The sequence below is a fragment of the Synechococcus sp. MIT S9507 genome, from assembly GCF_047304715.1.
Classification (GTDB): Bacteria; Cyanobacteriota; Cyanobacteriia; order PCC-6307; family Cyanobiaceae; genus Synechococcus_C.
The window spans coordinates 1,872,905-1,893,278 of record NZ_CP138970.1 but is presented as its reverse complement, the minus strand read 5'-3'; the positions used below and the strand labels follow the sequence as shown (position 1 = coordinate 1,893,278).

Sequence of the window (20,374 nt, the reverse complement as noted above, 5' to 3'; positions counted from 1 at the left end):
GCCCCACCTTGTGTGGTGCCCCGAGCACCCAGTGCCCGGACCGACCGGAGACTTGAATGACCAGCAGCGGCAAAGTCAGAATTTATGAGCTGTCCAAGGACCTAGGCCTGGACAACAAAGACGTGCTGGATGCCGCTGAGAAGCTGTCCATTGCGGCCAAAAGCCACAGCAGCTCGATCAGCGAAGCCGAAGCAGGCAAGATCCGCACGATGCTGAAAAGCGGTGGTGGTGGTGCGTCCAGCCCGGCTGCAGCTCCCTCGAAACCCGCACCTGGGAAATCAATCCTGTCGGTCAAAAAGGCCGCCAGCCCAGATGCCCTTGCACCGGTTAAGCCAGCTCAACCAAAACCGGCTGCTGCACCGGCAGCCCCCACCCGCGCTGTCACATCCCCCCAGCGACCGCCTACACGGCCCTCCGCACCCGCAAAACCTTCTGCACCTCAGGCAGCTGCCCCTCCGAAGGCAACACCACAGAAACCGGTGGCTCCGCCACAGACACTGATTCGCAGGGAAACCGCTCAGAAGCAACCTCCTCAGAAACCGGTTGAACGCCAGTCCCAGCCGCCGCAGCAGCCCGCCCCGCGACCCACTGCTTCACCAGCTCCAGCTCGCAGCGCCAGCCGACCTGCACCGCCGCCGGCGAGACCCAGTGCGCCGTCGCCCGCTACAGCAGCCAAACCCCGCAATACGGCTCCAATCCGTCGAGCGCCGAACGAGGGGGGAGCACGCCCAACTCCCCCACCGCCAGGACGGCCCCAGCCCAAATCACCGGTGAACCGAACGGTGCCTTCCCCGCAGAGACCGGCCAAGCCGGAACTGGTGGGTCGCCCCCAACCGAAGAGGCCTGGAACCGGGGCTCCCTCCAGACCGGGGACTCCTCGTCCTGGAGCCGCCGGGGGACAGCGAACAGGATCGCCACAGCGTCCAACCGGTGTACAACGTCCAGGCGCACCCACCCGTCCGGGTTCACCGTCCGGCCGGCCCGGTGCAGGTCGCTCAGGCAGCCCTCTTGAATTGGTCGGCAAGCCGATCCGACGCGACGGCAGCGGCAACCGCGGCGAAGGAGGACGGGCGGGAACCGGTCCTCGCAGCGGCGCTCCTGGCTCCAGTCGACCGGCAATGCCGCCTGGCATGCGCAAACCGGTGGCACCCGGTGAGCTCATGCAACTGCAGAAGCCCACAGGGCGTCCGGCCGTCCCTCCTCCACGCCGTCCCGACGGGACCCCTGTTACACCCCGTGGTGATGGCCCCAAGGCAACACCACCGGTCAATCGACCCACTCCCTCTCCAGCAACGGCGCCACGCCGTCCGGGCTTCCGACCTGGAGCAGGTCCAGGAGGTCAGAGGCGTCCTGGCAGGCCTGACTGGGATGACAGCGCGAAACTCGAGGCACTGCGCAATCGCTCTCCTCAGAAGCAACGCCAGAAGGTCCACATCATCGGCGAAAACGATGATTCGCTGGCAGCTCAGACCGGTGGTTTTGCCGGTGAGCAGGAAAACATGGTGCTGTCGGCGAGCCTTGCTCGTCCCGCCAAACCCAAATCCCAGCAGAGAACCACACCCAAGCCTGTGGCGGCCATGCGCAAGCGGCGCAAGGAAACCGCTCGCCAGCGTCAGCGGCGCAGGGCCATGGAATTGCGTGCTGCACGCGAAGCCAAGCAGGTGCGGCCGGAGATGATTGTTGTGCCGGAGGACAACCTCACGGTGCAGGAGCTCGCCGACATGCTCAGCGTGGAGAGCTCAGAAATCATCAAATCCCTCTTTTTCAAGGGGATCATCGCCACGGTCACCCAGACCCTGGATATGCCCACGATCGAAACGGTGGCCGAGGAATTCGGTGTGCCGGTCCTTCAGGACGACGTTGAGGAGGCAGCCAAGAAGACCGTCGAGATGATCGAGGAAGCGGATCGGGAACACCTGATCCGACGTCCACCTGTCGTAACCGTGATGGGCCACGTCGATCACGGCAAAACCAGTCTTCTCGATGCGATCCGCAAAGCAAGAGTGGCCGCCGGAGAAGCCGGTGGAATCACCCAGCACATCGGTGCCTATCAGGTCGAGATCGAGCACAACAACGCGGCGCGCAAGCTCACCTTCCTCGACACTCCTGGTCACGAAGCGTTCACGGCCATGCGTGCACGCGGCACCAAGGTCACTGACGTGGCTGTGCTCGTTGTGGCGGCCGACGACGGTGTGCGCCCTCAGACCCTGGAGGCCATCAGCCACGCCCGCGCTGCGGAAGTGCCGATCGTTGTGGCCATCAACAAGATCGACAAGGAAGGCGCTTCTCCTGACCGCGTCAAACAGGAACTGTCCGAACAGAATCTGCTGGCGGAGGAATGGGGCGGTGATGTGGTGATGGTGCCGGTAAGCGCCATCAAGGGCGAGAACATCGACAAACTGCTGGAAATGCTGCTGCTGGTCACCGAAGTGGAGGACCTGCAGGCCAACCCCGATCGCATGGCCCGAGGCACGGTGATCGAAGCGCACCTCGACAAGGCCAAGGGCCCTGTCGCCACACTCCTGGTTCAGAACGGCACCTTGCGGACAGGTGATGTGGTGGCAGCTGGACCTGTGCTGGGGAAAGTGCGTGCGATGGTCGACGATGCAGGAATGCGCCTGAAGGACGCCGGTCCATCCTTCGCGGTTGAAGCGCTCGGATTCAGCGAAGTTCCCACTGCGGGCGATGAGTTTGAGGTCTACGCCGATGAGAAATCCGCACGAGCCGTTGTTGGCGACCGAGCCTCGGACGCTCGAGCGACGCGCCTTGCTCAGCAGATGGCGTCGCGCAGGGTTTCACTGACCGCAATGTCAGGTCAGGCCAACGAGGGAGAGCTCAAGGAGCTCAACCTCATCTTGAAGGCCGACGTGCAGGGTTCTGTCGAAGCCATTCTGGGTTCTCTGGAGCAGCTGCCCAAGGACGAGGTCCAGGTGAGGGTTCTGTTGTCTGCGCCTGGAGAAGTCACCGAAACCGACGTGGATCTCGCGGCTGCATCCGGAGCTGTGATCATCGGCTTCAACACCTCGATGGCCTCAGGCGCCAGAAAGGCTGCTGATGCCAACAGCGTGGACGTGCGTGATTACGACGTGATCTACAAGCTGCTGGAGGACATCCAGCTGGCGATGGAAGGACTGCTTGAACCGGAGCTTGTCGAGGAAGCCCTGGGTGAAGCAGAGGTTCGCGCCGTGTTCACCATCGGCAAGAGCGCTGTGGCCGGCTGTTATGTCACCACAGGCAAAATTCAGCGCAACTGCAAGGTTCGGGTCCACCGCGGCAAGGAGATCGTCTACGCCGGCGACCTCGACTCCCTGCGTCGCAACAAAGACGACGTCAAGGAAGTGGCCACAGGTTTCGAATGTGGTGTTGGCACCGATCGCTTTGCCAACTGGCAAGAAGGTGATCGCATCGAAGCCTTCAAAATGGTCACACAGCGTCGCAAGCTCACCACCTGATGATCAGCCGCCGAGAGCCACTGCTCTGGCTTCAGTTAATGGCCATTGGTGTCATTCCACTGGAGCTGGAGCTCATGAGGCTCGTTTTGGCAGGACCCGCATACGGACCGGCACCCGCTCTCGAGCGTCTGCTGATCTGGGGTCTCGCGGTTGTCGCGCCGGGGGTGCTGCTGTGGCGTCGTCCGCCCGACTGGGCCTCGCTGCTGCTTGTGCGCATTGCCCCTGCCAGGCGCAATGTTGATCAACGCCGCATCAGCGCCATCCAGCAACCGCTGAGTTTGAAAGCGGCTCTGATCATCGGGATTGCGCTGCTCCTTCCCTTGTTCTGGAGCATTGATCATTCAGCTCTGCTGGTGGCTGAGTTTTCGCCCACGCAGAACAGCAGCCGACTCACAGCGTTGCTGATCGCTGCTCCTTTACTGGCTCTGATGCTCTGGCAGTGGCAACAGATTGTTCAGTCCATCTGGCTGTTGTCACGGAGTGATGAGACGTTTGCAGACCTCGCTCCGATCAATGCGACCGACCTGCAGACCAACCACCTGTCCCTCGGTGTGGGACTGCTGCAACTGCCGCCCCTGCAATGGGAGGCAGGCGATGACAACCCTCAAAAACCGAAGACCAACCCCTCGGGAGACGACCTAGCTCAGATCAGCCGATACGCTGCTGAGCCAGCGCCCGATTCCAAACCGGGCACTGCAGTACCCGAAATAACTGCGAATGCCCAGAACGACGAGCCTGAACCAGTTCTAGAAAACGTAGAAATCCCTTCGACAGACAACGAAGACCCTGATCAGACACGGGCATCTGCAGACCGCGAAGCAGCACAACCTGAGCAGTCCCTGGATGAGCCCCAGAACCCTGAACACAAGCTGCTGTTCAGTGAGGAAACGGCTGTCATCGGCAATGACGCCGAAAATGATGCCAAAACAGGTCAGGCATCAGCTCGGGATAACGAACTCGACTCCCAACCCGAACCGAAAGAATCAGCCGCTGCCGTGAAACCGGCTCAGGAGATTTTGAGGCAAACCGATTTGAGCCCGGTCTTGGTTGACAGTGATGACGATGACGCAGCCTCAGTCACCGCCACGGTCGCGATCAAACCACAGCAATCCCCCGAAGAGCACCACGGCCCCGACCTGGATGGCCAGGTCAGTGCCGACAGCGCTGCTGCCGGCACTGATGCTGAAGCTCATCACGAAGAGTCCGAGGCCACCGGAAGCGAACAAGGCGGTCCAGAGCAACCTTCGCAGCCCCCGCCAGGGGGTGCGTGATTCACGCAGCAGCCGTTCCCGCATAGCCGGATCCAATCCCTGATCACCCTCGGGTTCAGCGCTCAAAAGCTGTTTGCGTGAACCTGAATGTTAATTTCCTAGAGTCGCCGATGTAGCTCAGCCGGTAGAGCAACGCTTTCGTAAAGCGTGGGTCGCCTGTTCAAGTCAGGTCATCGGCTTCGATGTTGAACCCTGTTTCAGCGGCCGTTTTTGCTGGAGCAGGGTTTTCGATGTCCAAGCAAGACACATACCAACACTGGTTTGACTCTGCCCTGCCTGCGGCTCCGACCTCGATGCATCCGTTCTGGTGAAAAGTGCATGGGTATGAGGCACTGACCAGCAAGTTGTCACGCATTCCGAGCCAACCACGTGGAGCAAGCTTCCTCTGCCGGAATCCCATCAAAAGGTTGAAGCCTTCTGAATATTCTTTCCACTAAGAATTTAGATCTGTAAAAAGACGCCAGGAAGCAACCGATTTGTGAAGCTTTTTTCATGAAGCTGTGCAACAGGTGGCAGCACAAGCAGCGAAATGGCAACCATTTGAAACACCAGGTCTTCAGGTTTCCTTTAGATTTGCCTCAACGTTTTTCGGGCTTTCCCCCCTCAAATCATGGCCAGGAGTCCAAAAGAATTGGCGTTTCTTGGCGGCACGTTCCTGTTTGGACTTGGAGCACTGGAAGTGTGCCTTCGATTTGGGGGCTTTTGAGCGATCGAGATCCTGGCACCCGTTCAGCAAGCGGGAGCAACACCACGCGTGAAACAAGTTGGCCCAGCAAAAAGCCCCGCTTCCGCGGAGCAATGTCTGCAAGAACCCAGACCTGAGCTCAGATTGCGCAATCCACCAGCTTGGTGGGTGACAGGTGAGCCGACGTGAAATCGCTGCCTTCAGACGAAGCAGCAAAAGAGTGCTGCGCATCATGCAGCCGACGAGCTTTGAGCTCCTTTTCTTTGATCATTGCGAGGGTGTTCATGAGAACCTCCTACAGCGTCCCAAACCCCGTTGCATGTTTGAGATCGGACTGCGCCCCTGTCGGGACCAACGTGTGTTCAACATAATCGAATGATGTTGAGCTGGTGATGTGGATACCGAACCAGCTTTGGCAGGAAGACCGCAACAACGACCGAGAGTCCCGTCACGCTCCTCAGCTCACAGTCTCGACTCCATGCCTGGTGACGTCTCTGAAGAGAGGCTTCATGGTCGTTCGTGACCTGATGACCAGGGAAAGACCTGGGAGGCTGACCACTCAATCCGACGCATCCGCATACGCAGGAAACCTTGAGAGGCCGATGATGGCCTTCTCAAACGTTTTCCCGTTATGGTCTTGCTCAACAGGAACGATCAGATGGGCGATTACACGGTTGCGATTTGGGCCACCATTGGCCTTGTGGTGGTTTTCACCGTGCCGGTCGTCTGGCAGTTCATGCAACCGAATGATGACGATTTCGGCGACCTGACCAAAAGGCCTAAATAAGAGCTTTTAGCGACTCCGAAGTAAGCAAAATCGCCAGACCAAACCAGAGACATCGAGAATCAGTTCATCTCTGCCTGAATAACAGCTTAGTCAGGTTGGACCACGTGATTGGAGAAGCCAAACGATCGAATACTGGATGTGATCAACCACTTATTCAGGCAAAGAATTTGACAAAAATTTAGTGCTCACTCAATCTGCAATAGCAATCATGAATGCACGCAAGAAAAACCAGGCTTAATCACAAGTTCGAATCAAACTATAACTTTATTCGCTTGAAGTTGATTTTATGGTTGAATAAATGCGCCGAATTTTAAAAATAATTTTGATCTGATTACAATGAATCCGGGAAATAATAGAATTGGATTACGCATCAAACCGAAGCTTTTTGCTTTTCGAATGGCAGTGCTTCGAAGATAACTGCAGAAGACTCGATGCTTTCTCCTGTTCTTCAACTTTTGCCAGTCGTGTTACGAGATCCCAAGTGTCCTGGGCAGACATCTCACCATCCGCTTCCCACTTCAAAGAAGACAGATCGGAAGGAGGCATTGTGCAAAAAAGGGCATTCCAAAATAATGGAAAGGTTGCCGGTTTCCGACATTGCAACAGCAATCAAACCTTTAATGATTTGGAAGTTGGTACCGGAGCATACGATTGCCTTGACGGTCTCTCAGATTATTTCCATCGAACACTGACAGGAAGCTCCTGCGCCAGCAATGCATAACGCACAATCAGACGATCTCCTCAGAAAACGCACAGTCCTCTGAGAATTAATTGCATGCACAGCTATCGATTTGGATTCACAAAACAACATCAGAAGCTCTTGAACAGTGAAGAACGACAGGTGGGGCCCGTGATCAGGGAGCTTTGCGTCGACAGCACCTGATCGAACGTACATAAACAATCAGACTGCTCGGACCATTGGGGAGTTCATGACATCAGGCAGCGTCTCAAGCCGCAAAATTGAACAGCTCCATCGCAGTCACATGCGCGATGCCGCCTTGGATGAGGTGTTCATCGTGCTCAGCATTGGAGCAAGTCTGATCTCCACGTTGGGGTTGCTTGCCGACAGCCCTGCAGTGGTGATCGGAGCCATGGTGGTGGCGCCGTGGATCATGCCTCTACGGGCGGCGACTTTCGCAATCCTGCTTGGAGAAGTGCGTCTGCTGGGCCGGTCACTGCGCACACTGCTGGTGGGAGTTTCGATCAGCACGCTGCTCTCCTTCATCCTCGGATGGCTCGCAGGCCTGCCTCAGCTGGGATCAGAGGTTCTCACCAGAACGATGCCAAACCTGCTGGACCTCGGCATCGCACTTGTGGCTGGTGGGTTGGCGACCTACGCAAAGCTACGTAGCGATGCCGTGAGTTCACTGGCGGGAACGGCAATCGCCGTTGCCCTGGTGCCACCTGTCTGCGTCATGGGACTGCTGCTGTCACATCAGCGCTGGAGTGATGCTTACGGAGCAGGATTGCTGTTCACGACAAATCTGCTCGGGATCCTCACAGGAGGTCTTGTTCTAATGGCCTGGAAGGATTCCGAATTCCGCCACGTGCTGCGCCGAAGTCGTCTCAGCGTGGCCAGCTTCACCCTGACAGGCATGCTGCTGATTCCACTTGGTGGCAGCTTCATCGGATTATTGAGACAAGGAGAAGTTGAAGAGACTGTTCGCAAGATTCTTGTGAAAGAAACTCTCACTTTCAGCGACCCTGAATTAGTTGATATTCAACAGATTAATATTGACTGGGATAAAGAGCAAATACGCATCATTGTTCGTGTAACTGATCCTGATCTTCCGAGCTTCAAACAGGTTACCTTGGTTCAGGAGGAGATCAACAAACGCCTTAAAAGCAATTTTCAACTTGTAGCCCAACGCACTGCAGTGGATGTCGTTGGACCTGTCAAAGTTGATCCTTCAGAGCAGCAGCCTGCAAATTCTGAGATCAACCAAGCCCCACAAAGTGACCAGGATGAGCTTCGTGAACCTGATGACGTTCCGCTTGCTCAGGAAGCCAGCAATGCGCCTGGCGAGCCTTAACACTTTGATCAATAAAGCAATCTCCCGCGTCTTCTCAATGACATTCAGAGATCAACAGTCAGACAATCGTGCTGAATCTGGTGCCATCCCTCCATTGATGCAGGCCATGCATGGATACCGGCCATAAACTCAGCAGATGATTCAGACCGGGCGTCGAGAATTTCTGCGGCTGATCGCTGGCGCTGGACTTTCAGGTGTCGTTCTGGACGGGCTGCTTCGCAGGATTGGCTCAACAACGTTGAGACCCTCCCCAGATCAGCCGATTAAAGGGTTGAAACTGGGCTTAATCAGCGATCTGAACGGCTCTTACGGAAGCACCTTTTACGCTGATGCTGTGCAGCTTGGCATGGGGTTGCTGCTGCAGGCAAAACCTGACCTGGTGCTTTGTGCCGGAGACATGGTGGCTGGCCAGAAAACATCCTTGCCCACATCACAGCTGCAGGCGATGTGGGCCGGTTTTGATCAATCGGTGAGAGCACCCCTTGAGCAGGCAGGCATCCCCTTGCTTCCCGCCATTGGCAATCACGATGGGTCGAGTCAACAACAGCAGGGACACTGGGTCTTCGGGCGTGAGCGTCGGCAGACAGAGCTGTTCTGGGGAAAGCATTGTGGGAATCTGCAATCAGGGTTCATTGAGAGCAAGCGATTTCCGTTTCACTACGCGTGGAGACGTCCTGGACTGTTTGTGATCGTGATCGATGCCTCTTCAGCAAACGTCGATTCTTCACAACGACGATGGATCGAAGCAGCACTGAACTCCGCCCATCGCCAGCCTGACGATCTATGCCTGGTGATGGGCCATCTGCCGCTCACTGCATTCAGTGATGGACGGGCGCGCACTGGAGAATGCATCGCCAACCCTCAGGGGCTCGCCGCTCTGATGCGAAACGGTGGGGTTGATCTGCTGATCTCGGGTCACCACCACGCCTGGTACCCGTCTGAATCAATGGGTTTACGGCTGCTGAGCCTGGGGGCCATGGGCAGCGGACCACGCCGGATCATCGGCAGCAGCTTGCCTTCACCACCATCTCTGACGCTTCTTGAGTGGACACGACCCGCGACACTGATTCGCGAAACGACCATTGATCTCAACACCATGAAGCCCATGGCGAGTGATGGCCTGCCTGCCCAGGTGAGCGTTTCTGGTTTTCCAGTAGCCCGCCGCCGAAGCCTGCAATGGGAACGCGGATCACCGGTTGTGAATCGATAATTCAACAATTGATTGATCAAACAGCTGGCTGATCGAACAGCTCGTCAATCAACCAGCCAGCCATCAAAAAGCCCCCTCGTGAGAGGGGGCTTTCCGATTCAGCTAAAGCTGAATCTCTGGAGACTTCAGCCTCAGCCGATGGCGGGAGCTTGCAGAGCCACAGGAGTGGACTCAGCAGCAGCCAGGTCGAGGGGGAAGTTGTGAGCGTTGCGCTCGTGCATGACTTCCATGCCGAGGTTGGCGCGGTTCAGCACATCAGCCCAGGTGTTCAGGACACGGCCCTGACCATCAAGGATGGACTGGTTGAAGTTGAAACCGTTCAGGTTGAAGGCCATGGTTGACACGCCCAGGGCGGTGAACCAGATGCCGACAACGGGCCAGGCAGCCAGGAAGAAGTGCAGGCTGCGGCTGTTGTTGAACGATGCGTATTGGAAGATCAGGCGACCGAAGTAACCGTGGGCAGCCACGATGTTGTAGGTCTCTTCCTCTTGGCCGAACTTGTAGCCGTAGTTCTGGGACTCGCTCTCGGTGGTCTCGCGGACCAGGGAGGAGGTCACCAGTGAACCGTGCATGGCGGAGAACAGTGAACCACCGAAGACGCCAGCCACACCAAGCATGTGGAAGGGGTGCATCAGAATGTTGTGCTCGGCCTGGAACACCAACATGAAGTTGAAGGTGCCGGAGATGCCCAGGGGCATGCCGTCAGAGAAGGAACCCTGACCGAAGGGGTACACCAGGAACACGGCGGAGGCAGCAGCCACAGGTGCGCTGTAAGCAACGCAGATCCAGGGGCGCATGCCGAGGCGGTAGGAGAGTTCCCACTCGCGACCCATGTAGCAGAAGATGCCGATCAGGAAGTGGAAGACAACCAGCTGGTAAGGACCGCCGTTGTACAGCCACTCGTCGAGAGAGGCAGCTTCCCAGATGGGATAGAAGTGAAGGCCGATGGCGTTCGAGGAGGGCACAACAGCACCGGAGATGATGTTGTTGCCGTAGATCAGTGAACCGGCGACGGGCTCACGGATGCCGTCGATGTCGACGGGGGGTGCTGCGATGAACGCAACGATGAAGCAGGTGGTGGCAGCCAGCAGGGTGGGGATCATCAGCACACCGAACCAGCCCACATACAGGCGGTTGTTGGTGGAGGTGACCCACTCGCAGAAGGACTGCCAGCCATTGGCGCCGGAGCGCTGCTGAATGGTGGTGGTCATGAGAACGGGAAAGAATGTCTCCGAGGAGACGGTTACGGAAGGGCAGGAAGCCCTGCCGAGAACGATTGTAAAGCAACATTGCGCAAGATGTCGCCTGCTTTATGAAGCCGACATGAAGAACCATTGAGACCTCGCTCAGCCGCAGGCAGAACAGAAGACCGCGGCCTAAAGGAACGCTTAAGATTCTCAGGTTGTGTCTTGGGAGACGCTTGTGGTCCTGATTCGTTGGTTGATCGCAGGACAGCGTCTGGAGGAAACCGTTCCCACCAAGGCTGCGCGCCACAGGCGTCATGAGCTGGAAGCTCAGGGAGCTGTTGTCTACTGGAGCGAACGACTGGTCGAAGCAGGCTGAACACCCACACTGGATCAACAACAACCGCCGCGGTCATGGTTTTGTCTTCAGCCCCCGCCGTTCGATCAATGGCGATTGCGTGCAGCGCAGTCATGGCGGCTTCGCTCATCGGTGCCTGTCAACAACGATCTGAGGTTCAGCCGACAACAGACATCAGTCGTGATGCACAAATCACGAAACTGAAAACCCGTCTCGACCAGCTTGAGCGTCGGGTCAGCGAATCGATGCCGGAAGCTGATGACAGTGGAGAGCGCGTTCCTCCCGGGCCGATCCAATCGATCACATTCCGCAGCGGCACTGCCGACGACAGGCTGAGGATCTACTGGGAGGACGGCAAGGTCAGCAGTCTTCCCTGCACACTTGAGCAGGGGACGTGGGCCTGCGGATGAAGACTCTCAGAGAGCTGAGGGGACAGTCACAACAGGACATGTCTTTCCAAGGTCTAGACATAGATGCCCTGGGGCCTGGCACCAGGCTGGAATGCCATCCTTCGAACCCATGAAGCCACTGCTGACCACAGCCGCCGGTTTTGTTCTCTCCCTGGGAGGGATCAGCGCTTTGCAGGCTGCACCTGCTCTGCCCCTTGCACAACCCAAGGCAGCGAATCTCGCGAGGATGAGAGCGGAATCTCTCAATGGCGGCCTCTCCTCATACCGCGCCGCGGCCTGCATGTACGAAACCGGAGCGACGTCCTGCCTGATCTCCAAATCGGATCAGGGGTTTCTGTTCGGGTTCAGCGGAGGTCCACCAGGCTGGGAACAATTGTCTCCACCCGATCCAACAATGGAAACTGAAGTTCTTGTCTCCCGTGATGGAGACAGAATTCTGGCTGTTCCTTACAACGGACCGATCCGCTGATCCAGTCGTTCAACAGACCACAACGGATTGGTTGACAGACGTTGAAGCTCTGTCTCCGATAGAAGAGTCTTCACAAAGGTCATGTACCTCTCCTCCCTTACCACCCTGGCTGTGATCGCCGGCACAGGTGCTTTTGCCGGTGCCCCTGCGCTTGCACAAGCGCCAGTTCCGGCATCCCAGGTGCGAGCGCTGAACCTGGCACGCAATACAGCTGTGACCGAGAACGGTGGTCTCAGTGTCTATCGCCCCCAGCCCTGCATGTTCCAGACCAGCTCAGGCGGAGGGGATTGTCTTGTGAATGATTCCCCAGATGGCTTCACCTTCAGCTTCCTGGGGGGAAGTCCTGGATGGCCTGAAAATGGCAGCGACGCCACAACGGAAACGGAAATCGAGGTCGCGCCTGACGGCCGCAGCGTCGTCAGCATCATCTACAACGGTCCACCGCGCTGATTGCCGTTCAACAAAAGATCGAGAGCCTCTGTCCATGTTTCCGACAGAGGCCACTGTTCACGGCTTGTGAGGCTGAGCGCAATGGCTTTCTCCGCGTAAGCCGCTTCATTGATGAAGACGGGAATGTCTCCATCGGGCCCTTCGTAGGCAATGGTTGTTCCCTGCGCCGAGACAAACAGAGGATCGCCGCTGCGCAGGGGAATCCAATCCCGGTCCTGCAGCTCAGGATGAATCAAGGCTGCAGCCTCGCCTGAGGGCTGTCGAGGCAGATCAAGGCTTTTGAGATGCCGGTGGAGCACAAGCCCGTTGGGATAGCTGGCTTCGCCTGACATGACATCAGCAATGGCCCGAAACACCGCCTGAAGCGCCAGCCGCGTCTGCTGAACGATGTCATGCCGTCGAACGCCCTGAGGCACGGGCCCCACCTCAATCACAAGGCCACATGGCCAGCGCTCCACCATGAAACCCTGTTGCGCTGCATCTGCTTCATGCAGATAAATTCGCAGACCCAGCATTGACTGAACCAGCGCTGCCAGAGCCAGATCGGCTGGCCTGCGGCCGTAAACCACTAGGCAGTTACCCATTGCCGATGTGGTGCTGTGCAGATCAATCACCAGTTCACAGGGTGTTTGACCGTCAGGCCCGAACTGACGCAGAAGTTCCAGAGCCCTGAGCATTTCACGATCACACTGCTCGGGGTGGGTCGCGCTCTGCTGAAGGAGATCGGGACGGAAGGAGCGATTGAGATCGCGATCGCAATAACGACGACCAACCGCTAAGGCCTCCGGGTTACCAATCGCCGTTTGGACGACACATCCACAGGCGTCAATCAGCTCCTCGTGAACGGCCCATTGCTCAAGAAGCCAGGGGGCATTGACTTCATTGCCGTGGGTACCAGCCACCACCAACACTCGGGGGCTTGCCATCAGCTCGCTGCACTCATTCACAGCCTGAAGGACAATGCCTTGAAACGGAACCGTGATGTCGATTCCTCCGCTGATCGTTCGCAGCGTGCGCAATGGCTGGCAGTGGCAGTGGAAACGCCTGATGACAGGGCTGGGGCCGGCGGATGACCAGGGCAACTACCAAAGGCCGGACAGCACACCCATGCAGACCCTGGTTCCCGAGGCGGAGGATCTCCAGCGGCGAGACCCAAAGCGTCGACCGCGGCTGCTGATCGGACGCAGTTGTCCATGGGCACATCGCACCTGGCTGATGGTGAAGCTGCGAAACCTTGAAAGCACCCTCGAAGTGATCACCGCCAGGGCTGACCATGAGGAGGGACGATGGCGGCTGGATCCCGGCTGGCTGGGCTGCACAAGCCTTCTTGAGCTGTATCGCCGTTGCGGAGCTGAACCAAGTCTGCGGGCAACGGTGCCGGTGCTGGTGGATCCTGGCCACAGCGAACAGCACAATCCAAAACTTCTTGGCAACGACAGCACACCTTTGAGTGAGGCACTCAATCGCTGGCCTGCGGAAGCTGGCGCTCCGGACCTGGCACCGGACACCCTGCTGGAACGGATCGAAAGCTGGCAGCAGCTCCTGCAACCAGCCGTGAATGACGGGGTCTACCGCTGCGGCTTCGCCAGAAACCAGGCGGCTTACAACCGGGCAAGTGCCGCCATGATCGAAGCATTGAACGAGGTGGAACGCAGCCTCCAGAGTGAGGGGCCATGGCTCTGCGGTGAAACGCTGACCCTTGCGGACATCCGTCTGTTTCCGACCCTGATCCGCTGGGAAACGGTTTATTCCCCCCTGTTCGGATGCAGCGCCAGTCCCCTGTGGATGCTGCCTGGACTTTGGAGATGGCGGCAACGGTTCCTGGCCCTACCTGGAGTGGCTGCCACCTGCGATGCCTCTGCCTGGCGCAACGACTACTTCGGCGCCCTGTTTCCCCTGAATCCGGGCGGAATCGTTCCGGACGGCCCGAAGCTGAGCACACTGGTGAACAGCACCATTCCCTTGCCATGACGACCGCCGATCCACAGTTCGACGGAATGTATGGACCTTTCACCATCACCTCGAAGGACAGGGAGGAGGTGCAGCGCTACAGGGTGTGCCTGCTGATCAGCGGAGCATCGCTCAGCGCTGGCCTTCTGCAGTGGTGGCTGGCTGGCGGTGAGTGGGCATGGTTGTGGCTTCTTCCCCTTGGCGTCAGCCTTGGACTGGCGCTCCAGTGGATTCACATCTACCTGCGTCCGCTGCATCAGGCGCTGCAGCTGTTCTGGCTGCTCGGTTGTGGAGGATGGCTGGTGCTGATGCTTCAGGGATCAGCCGGTACAGCTCTGGACACGCTGGCCAGTCAGCCGTTGTGGATTCTTGCCATCGGCCCGATGTTTGCGGCTCTCACAGGCATCGGCTTCAAAGAGTTCTTCTGCTTCCGGCGACCGGAGGCCATCGGCCTCACCCTGCTGCTTCCTGTTGCTCTTCTCGGACGGCTGCTGGGGCTGATTGGCAATGGCCCCTGCTGGTTTCTGGTGCTGTTCGCGGGATTGCTGCTTGTGGTGCTTGCCGTTCGGAAATTCGGCATGGAGGCAGCAGCCGATGTGGGAGACAAGAGCGTGTTTGCGTATCTGGACGCCCAGAGAGAGGTGGCGGGCCCGTGAGTCTGATCAGCCTGGTTGATGCCTCCAAGGATTTCGGGATCCGAACCCTGTTCGAGAACCTCACGCTGCACATCCGTGAAGGGGACAGGGTTGGGCTGATCGGACCGAATGGAGCGGGTAAGTCCACTCTTCTGCGGGTTTTGTCAGGGAAGGAACCTCTCGGCGGCGGAGAGCGGCGCTGTTCCTCACGTCTGAGAATTGAGCTCGTTGGTCAGGACAGCACGGTGGAGCCTGGACTCACCGTTCTCGAACAGGTGCTGGCAGGGTGCGGAGAGAAGCGGGAACTGCTGCTGCGCTTCAGCGCAGTCTCTGAGGCGGTGGCCCAGTCTCCCGAGGACACAATGCTGATGCGTGAACTCGGCGCTCTCAGTGAGCGCATGGATGAAGAGAGCGCCTGGGGGCTCGAGCAGCAGTGCCAGGAAGTGCTGCAGCGCCTGGGGATCAGCGATCTTCACCGCCCGGTGGAGGATTTGTCAGGGGGATATCGCAAGCGAGTGGGCCTGGCCTCGGCACTGGTTGCAGGACCTGATGTGCTTCTCCTGGATGAACCGACGAACCATCTGGACGCAGCGGCTGTGGAATGGCTGCAGAGCTGGTTGGATCGATACCCGGGAGCTGTGGTGCTCGTCACCCATGACCGTTATGTGCTCGACCGTGTGACACGCCGAATCGTGGAGGTGGACAGGGGACAGGCCTCCAGCATTGATGGCAATTACAGCGCCTATCTTCAGCGCAAAGCTGACCAGGAGATCTCAGAAGCCGCGGAAGCCGCCCGATTCAAGAGCGTGATGCGACGTGAACTGGCCTGGCTGCGTCAGGGCCCCAAGGCGCGGAGCACCAAGCAGAAAGCTCGCATCCAGCGAATTGAGGAAATGCGGTCGGGTCCCGCGAAAACCAATCGCAGCCACCTGGAGATGAGCAGCATCAGTCGTCGGATCGGCAAACTCGTGATCGAAGCTCAGCAACTGACGGTCACAGCTGATGGCCGGGTCGACGGAGCCGTGCTGCTGAAGGATTTCACCTACAGCTTCAGCCCAGAGGATCGGGTTGGAATCATCGGCCCCAACGGCAGCGGCAAATCCTCCCTGCTGGATCTGATCGCCGGAAGGCGGCAAGCCACTTCTGGCACTCTTCGAGTTGGGGAAACAGTGCATCTCGGCTATCTCGATCAGCACACCGATGCCCTCACCGAAGGTCGAGGGCTTGAACGCAAGGTGATCGAATTCGTCGAAGAGGCTGCATCCAGGATTGACCTGGGTGGGGAGCAGTTGAGCGCATCGCAGCTGTTGGAGCGCTTCCTGTTCCCACCAGCTCAACAGCACAGCCCCCTAAGCAAGTTGTCAGGAGGGGAACGGCGACGGCTGAGTCTTTGTCGGATGCTGATTCAGGCTCCCAATGTGCTGCTGCTGGATGAACCCACCAATGATCTCGATGTTCAAACGCTGAGCGTTCTCGAAGACCTGCTCGAGGACTTCCGCGGCTGTGTGGTTGTGGTCTCTCACGATCGATACTTTCTGGATCGAACCGTCGATCGGCTGTTCTGCTTTGAGGGCGGCCGGCTAGAGCGTTTTGAAGGCAATTACAGCGACTTTCTTGACCATCGCCGCAGCAAAGAAAAGGTTGCTGCGACTGAAGACGATCGCAATCGATCCAATGGAGCGCAAGCCACAAAAGAGCAGGCTCTGAAGAACCAGGGCCCTCGTCGACGCAGTTTCAAGGAATCACGGGAGCTGGAATCGCTTGAACGTGAACTGCCTCAGATGGAGCAGCGCAAATCAGATCTGGAGCAGGCCATCTCCAGCGGCCAGGGGGATCTCACCAGCCTGAGTCATGATCTGGCCAGCCTGCTGGAACGGCTCGAAACCAGTGAGGAACGCTGGCTGGAACTCAGTGAACTGGTTCCCTGAGAGAACGACGGCGGCGACGAGGATGCGTCAGTTCGCCGCCAGGTTCACCCACCAGACCCGCACTGGAATTCAGCAAGGGAACAGGACAGCTCAATGGGTTGGACTGTCGACCATTCCATGGCGCTGGTCTCACTGCTCGACCAGCGGCTTCGGCCAGCTTCATCACGGTGGGGCGGTAGTCATCCGATGAGCGATGCAGAGCCATCTGGTCACCCATGCGACGCAGGTAGAGATCATGAGACCAGAGAACCTGATTGTGTTCAAACGCTTCGCAGGCGGCCCTTAGCGAGCCGAAGCGCTGACTCACCAGCCCTGAAGGCGCACATTGTTTCCAGTCAAGAACCTCCTGAAAGCTCAGACCGCAGCGCCACTGACGCTGTTCCGAGAGATAGCAGAAGTTGTCAGGACCATTGATCCAGAACATTCGGCCCTCTTCATCCATGAAGTGGCGGCCCTGTCGTTGCCTGATTCGCACCATGACCACGAACCCTTTCTTCTTTGCTGGTAGCCGAAATCACTCAATCAGGGCATGAGTGTTGATACGGAAACGAGCTGTCACCTCCAACGGCTGGCAGCACAGCGCAACAGCCGTATGGTGTGTGCGTCGACATTGGTTGGGACACGCCAACGACTCCATGAAATCCATCGACGAGCACATCAAGAAGGACCAGAGCGAACTCGAAGCTGCCAAGGCAGAGGGCAACGATGCCAAGGTTCGCCACTTCAGCGAGGAGCTTGAGTCCCTCCAGGACTACAAGAAGGAGCACCCCGGCGACAGCCACGACCCGACTCCCCTTGAGCTCTACTGTGAAAACAATCCGGAAGCTGATGAATGCCGCGTGTACGACGACTGAATTGTGTGCGCCGTAATCAGCTCAAGAAAAAAGCGGGGAATTCTCCCCGCTTTTTTCTTGAGAAGCTCCGGTCAAGAACTCTGCATGGTGAATCCGGCAGGATCGATCACTGATCTTCGTTGAAATCAGCGGGACTGCCGGTGAGGCTGCAAACAACGGCTTCCTCAGGCTTCATTGCCTGCACGCCGGCAATGGGACGACCGCGACGGCGAAGAGCCTCGATTTGCTCAGGCGTTTGACAGCGGGCGATCAACTGGCCCTGGGAGTCGAAACAGGTGAAGAAGGTCATCGGACGTTCTCTCATTACTTCCGTTATCGCCATCCCAAGCTGAACGCACAAGTCCTGATGCGGCCGCGTACACAGTTCAAGGCAAACAGGTCAATTCACTTGATTGAGCCCACAAGCTCAGACACCAAGCTCCTTCCAGACCTGATTCAGAAGCTCCTGCAAACCTTGAGCCATCACCGCTGAAATCAGCAGTGGCTTTCGACCACTCACTTGTTCCAAAGAAGCCACCAGTTCGTCGCGAGCCGAGTCATCGAGAAGCTCAAGCTTGTTGACCACCAGCAGGCGCTGGCGATCGACCAGGCCATGGCCATACGCCTCCAGCTCTTGCTCCACCACCTTCAGATCATCCAGAGGATCATCCGCGCCTCCATCCACCACGTGAATCAGCAGACGGGTGCGCTCGATGTGGCGGAGAAAGTCATGACCAAGTCCAGCGCCCTGGGCTGCACCGGCAATCAGACCGGGAATGTCGGCGAAGACAGTTCCATCCCCGGTTGGACGACGCACCACACCGAGGTTCGGCACCAAAGTGGTGAAGGGGTAGTCGGCGATCTTGGGACGGGCTGCAGACAAGACGCTGATCAGCGTGCTTTTGCCGGCATTGGGCAGACCGATGATGCCGACCTCTGCCAGCAGCTTCAGTTCAAGCTGTAAAGGCCACTCCTCTCCGTCGCGACCTTCGGTGCACTTTTCGGGCGCCCGGTTGCGGTTGCTCAGATAGTGGGCATTCCCCAGACCGCCGCGGCCTCCGAAAGCAACCATGAGCTGCTCCCCAGGCGCGGTCAGATCACCCATGAGGATTCCCGTGGTGAGGTGTCGCACCTCAGTTCCGCAGGGAACATTTATGACCAGAGGCTGCCCGGACGCCCCGGTGCAGCGGTTAGGGCCGCCCCGACGACCATCAGTGCCGGCGAACAATCGCTTGTACTTGAAATCCAGCAACGTTTGAAGATTCGAGTCAGCCTCAAGGATCACGTGGGATCCATGCCCCCCATCGCCGCCTGAGGGGCCCCCGGCTGGCACGTACTTCTCACGACGGAAGGCCACGATTCCGTCACCGCCACGGCCGCCACGGACGGTGATGCGCGCCTGGTCGATGAACTGCACGAAAAGCTTCGATCGGTGCCATTCACCAACCCTAGGATCGCAGGGCACGGGAGATTGAGCTTGGCCGGCGTTCGCTTCGAGGCGCTCAGCAAGAGCTATCCAGGTCGTGGTGGTGAGGGGCCGATCGAGGTGATTCGTGACCTCTCACTGTCGATTGAGGATGGTGAGTTTCTGGTGCTGGTCGGTCCTTCCGGCTGCGGGAAAAGCACCCTGCTCAGACTGATGGCAGGCCTTGAGACCCCCAGTGCCGGTGAAATCCTGGTGGGGCAGCAGCCTGTGACCAGGCTGAGGCCAGCCAAGCGGAATGTGGCAATGGTGTTCCAGAGCTACGCGCTCTATCCCCATCTCAGCGTTCGCGACAACCTTGGGTTCGGACTGCGTCGCAGCCACCGCCGCAGCGCCGCGCAGCAGCTTCATGACCAATTGCATCGCAGCACACGTGAGCTGCCGCGCCTGCTTCAAGTCAGATCTGGGCGGGAAGAGAGGGTGGAACATCGGGTGCTGGAGGTTGCCCGCGCCCTCGAATTGGATCAGTTGCTGGATCGACGACCCAAGGAGCTGTCCGGTGGTCAGAAACAACGGGTGGCCCTCGGGCGAGCCATGGCGCGTCAGCCGGATGTCTTCCTCATGGACGAACCGCTGAGCAATCTCGATGCAAAGCTGCGCGGCAGCACCCGCACTCGCATCGTGGACCTCCAGCGTCAGCTGGGGACCACCACTCTCTACGTGACCCACGATCAGGTGGAGGCCATGACCATGGGGCACAGGATCGCCGTCCTTAATCAGGGTCGACTTCAACAACTGGGCACCCCGATGGAGCTCTACCGCTGGCCGTCAAACCTTTTTGTGGCCCAGTTCATCGGCAGCCCACCCATGAATGTTCTGCCAGTTCAGGTCGGTCGCAGCCACACCCTCCACCTTGGCGAACGACGTGTGAGTGTGGAGGGCCCACTTGCCGCAGCTCTCGCAGGTCTCGAGGGCAAAGAGCTCAATGGCGGCATCCGCCCGGAAGATCTCAAGGTGGCACCTGCCACCAACCGAAACCTGCAGGCAGACGTCTGTCACAGCGAAGTGCTGGGCAACGAACAGCTGATCACCTGCAGGTTGCTGGATGGACAGCACCTGGTGCAGGTCAGGACGGATCCGGGTTTCAGAGCAATGCCAGGCAATCGCATTCATCTGGATGCTGATCCCCGTGGATGGCGCCTGTTTGACGACCATGGGAACGCCATTCCCATGCCAACACCCCCACCAGATCGAGACGACAAACCCATGCTTCCCGATCTGAACTGAAGGGAAGAT

19 protein-coding genes, 1 tRNA gene and 1 pseudogene are annotated in these 20,374 nt (G+C 58.3%); 15 read left to right on the top strand and 6 right to left on the bottom strand.

Annotated elements, in window-relative coordinates:
* Positions 1-56 precede the first annotated feature (56 nt).
* Together infB and SIB83_RS09885 are read left to right on the top strand one after the other, a co-directional pair.
* Positions 57-3,452: a translation initiation factor IF-2 gene (gene infB, locus SIB83_RS09890; protein ID WP_413745710.1), complete on the top strand. Its 3,396-nt coding sequence runs from the start codon at positions 57-59 to the stop codon at positions 3,450-3,452.
* Positions 3,452-3,967 (top strand): annotated as a pseudogene (locus SIB83_RS09885) (low-complexity tail membrane protein); the annotation flags it as partial. The gene infB and the pseudogene SIB83_RS09885, both read left to right, overlap by 1 nt.
* A gap of 558 nt (positions 3,968-4,525) precedes the next feature.
* Here the strand turns inward: SIB83_RS09885 and SIB83_RS09880 are convergent.
* Positions 4,526-4,747: a DUF3493 domain-containing protein gene (locus tag SIB83_RS09880; RefSeq protein WP_413406285.1), complete on the bottom strand. Its 222-nt coding sequence runs from the start codon at positions 4,745-4,747 to the stop codon at positions 4,526-4,528.
* A gap of 82 nt (positions 4,748-4,829) precedes the next feature.
* Here SIB83_RS09880 and SIB83_RS09875 point away from each other — a divergent pair.
* The 4 genes from SIB83_RS09875 to SIB83_RS09860 all read left to right on the top strand — a co-directional run bounded on the left by SIB83_RS09875 (position 4,830) and on the right by SIB83_RS09860 (position 9,438).
* Positions 4,830-4,902, top strand: a tRNA-Thr gene (locus tag SIB83_RS09875).
* 1,164 nt (positions 4,903-6,066) lie between these two features.
* A complete protein-coding gene (locus tag SIB83_RS09870) occupies positions 6,067-6,195 on the top strand; it encodes a hypothetical protein (RefSeq protein ID WP_256359648.1) in 129 nt (42 codons plus the stop codon).
* A 929-nt stretch (positions 6,196-7,124) separates the two neighbouring features.
* Positions 7,125-8,228, top strand: a complete 1,104-nt coding sequence (locus SIB83_RS09865; protein ID WP_413745709.1) for a DUF389 domain-containing protein — start codon at positions 7,125-7,127, stop codon at positions 8,226-8,228.
* Between the two features lie 136 nt (positions 8,229-8,364).
* The gene (locus SIB83_RS09860; protein WP_413745708.1) at positions 8,365-9,438 is read left to right on the top strand and encodes a metallophosphoesterase family protein; all 1,074 of its coding nucleotides are present in this window, start codon (positions 8,365-8,367) and stop codon (positions 9,436-9,438) included.
* A gap of 131 nt (positions 9,439-9,569) precedes the next feature.
* On the opposite strand, the gene psbA is transcribed toward SIB83_RS09860, so the two are convergent.
* Positions 9,570-10,649: a photosystem II q(b) protein gene (psbA, locus tag SIB83_RS09855; protein WP_007100687.1), complete on the bottom strand. Its 1,080-nt coding sequence runs from the start codon at positions 10,647-10,649 to the stop codon at positions 9,570-9,572.
* A 193-nt stretch (positions 10,650-10,842) separates the two neighbouring features.
* On the opposite strand from psbA, the gene SIB83_RS09850 reads away from it, so the two are divergent.
* From SIB83_RS09850 to SIB83_RS09835, 4 genes are all read left to right on the top strand, one after another.
* Positions 10,843-11,001, top strand: coding sequence for a hypothetical protein (locus SIB83_RS09850; RefSeq protein ID WP_413406592.1), 159 nt, complete (start codon positions 10,843-10,845; stop codon positions 10,999-11,001).
* 92 nt (positions 11,002-11,093) lie between these two features.
* Positions 11,094-11,390, top strand: a complete 297-nt coding sequence (locus SIB83_RS09845) for a hypothetical protein (RefSeq protein WP_413405465.1) — start codon at positions 11,094-11,096, stop codon at positions 11,388-11,390.
* A 91-nt stretch (positions 11,391-11,481) separates the two neighbouring features.
* Positions 11,482-11,859, top strand: coding sequence for a hypothetical protein (locus tag SIB83_RS09840; protein WP_413745707.1), 378 nt, complete (start codon positions 11,482-11,484; stop codon positions 11,857-11,859).
* 81 nt (positions 11,860-11,940) lie between these two features.
* Complete coding sequence (locus tag SIB83_RS09835) at positions 11,941-12,309, top strand: hypothetical protein (RefSeq protein ID WP_413745706.1); 369 nt, start codon at positions 11,941-11,943, stop codon at positions 12,307-12,309.
* On the opposite strand, the gene SIB83_RS09830 is transcribed toward SIB83_RS09835, so the two are convergent.
* Complete coding sequence (locus SIB83_RS09830) at positions 12,288-13,235, bottom strand: aspartoacylase (RefSeq protein WP_413747352.1); 948 nt, start codon at positions 13,233-13,235, stop codon at positions 12,288-12,290. The two genes, SIB83_RS09835 and SIB83_RS09830, sit on opposite strands and share 22 nt — an antisense overlap.
* A gap of 55 nt (positions 13,236-13,290) precedes the next feature.
* Here SIB83_RS09830 and SIB83_RS09825 point away from each other — a divergent pair, with 55 nt between their 5' ends.
* From SIB83_RS09825 to SIB83_RS09815, 3 genes are read left to right on the top strand one after another with little or no spacing between them, the layout of a single operon-like run.
* Positions 13,291-14,280, top strand: a complete 990-nt coding sequence (locus SIB83_RS09825) for a glutathione S-transferase C-terminal domain-containing protein (RefSeq protein WP_413745705.1) — start codon at positions 13,291-13,293, stop codon at positions 14,278-14,280.
* A complete protein-coding gene (locus SIB83_RS09820; RefSeq protein WP_413405457.1) occupies positions 14,277-14,915 on the top strand; it encodes a DUF2301 domain-containing membrane protein in 639 nt (212 codons plus the stop codon). Before SIB83_RS09825 ends, SIB83_RS09820 begins: the two co-directional genes overlap by 4 nt.
* A complete protein-coding gene (locus SIB83_RS09815; RefSeq protein WP_413745704.1) occupies positions 14,912-16,822 on the top strand; it encodes an ABC-F family ATP-binding cassette domain-containing protein in 1,911 nt (636 codons plus the stop codon). The genes SIB83_RS09820 and SIB83_RS09815 overlap by 4 nt, the downstream gene beginning before the upstream one ends.
* On the opposite strand, the gene SIB83_RS09810 is transcribed toward SIB83_RS09815, so the two are convergent.
* On the bottom strand, positions 16,803-17,300 hold the full coding sequence (locus SIB83_RS09810) for a hypothetical protein (protein WP_413745703.1): 498 nt from the start codon (positions 17,298-17,300) through the stop codon (positions 16,803-16,805). The two genes, SIB83_RS09815 and SIB83_RS09810, sit on opposite strands and share 20 nt — an antisense overlap.
* 157 nt (positions 17,301-17,457) lie before the next feature.
* On the opposite strand from SIB83_RS09810, the gene SIB83_RS09805 reads away from it, so the two are divergent.
* The gene (locus SIB83_RS09805) at positions 17,458-17,676 is read left to right on the top strand and encodes a CP12 domain-containing protein (protein WP_413323665.1); all 219 of its coding nucleotides are present in this window, start codon (positions 17,458-17,460) and stop codon (positions 17,674-17,676) included.
* 106 nt (positions 17,677-17,782) lie between these two features.
* Here SIB83_RS09805 and SIB83_RS09800 read toward each other — a convergent pair whose 3' ends face one another.
* Together SIB83_RS09800 and obgE are read right to left on the bottom strand one after the other, a co-directional pair.
* Positions 17,783-17,965 (bottom strand): hypothetical protein, encoded by a 183-nt coding sequence (locus SIB83_RS09800; RefSeq protein WP_413405452.1) that lies wholly within the window; start codon positions 17,963-17,965, stop codon positions 17,783-17,785.
* A gap of 117 nt (positions 17,966-18,082) precedes the next feature.
* A complete protein-coding gene (gene obgE, locus SIB83_RS09795; RefSeq protein ID WP_413747351.1) occupies positions 18,083-19,072 on the bottom strand; it encodes a GTPase ObgE in 990 nt (329 codons plus the stop codon).
* Positions 19,073-19,132: 60 nt separating this feature from the next.
* Here obgE and SIB83_RS09790 point away from each other — a divergent pair, with 60 nt between their 5' ends.
* Positions 19,133-20,365 carry an ABC transporter ATP-binding protein gene (locus SIB83_RS09790; protein ID WP_413745702.1) on the top strand — a complete coding sequence of 411 codons (1,233 nt, stop codon included), beginning with the start codon at positions 19,133-19,135 and terminating at the stop codon, positions 20,363-20,365.
* The last annotated feature ends 9 nt before the right edge of the window (positions 20,366-20,374 follow it).